Raw genomic sequence first — 232 nt, 5'->3', positions numbered from 1 at the left:
ACACTCACCCGACCGCACCGCCTGCACCGCCAGATGCAGCGCCACCAGCGACGACGAACACGCCGTGTCCACCGTCACCGCCGGCCCCTCCAAACCCAGCACATACGACACCCGGCCCGACAACACACTGGTCGAGTTGCCCGTCATCAGGTGGCCCTCGACACCGGCACCGTCCTGGCCGGTCAGGGCCATGCCGATGGCGTAACCGGAGCCGAAGCCGCCGGCGAAGACG

The 232-nt window shown here is 69.4% G+C and carries 1 protein-coding gene; it reads right to left on the bottom strand.

Annotated features, from left to right (window positions below; all coding sequences use genetic code 11):
* Window positions 1-232 (bottom strand): beta-ketoacyl synthase N-terminal-like domain-containing protein (locus tag WA788_RS35875; protein WP_335984750.1); only part of this gene is annotated, 232 nt, incomplete at both ends.

This window comes from Streptomyces sp. CA2R106 (assembly GCF_037034245.1).
Taxonomy (GTDB): Bacteria; Actinomycetota; Actinomycetes; order Streptomycetales; family Streptomycetaceae; genus Actinacidiphila.
The sequence above is the reverse complement of the archived record's forward strand: the minus strand, read 5'-3'. Positions and strand labels throughout refer to the sequence as shown.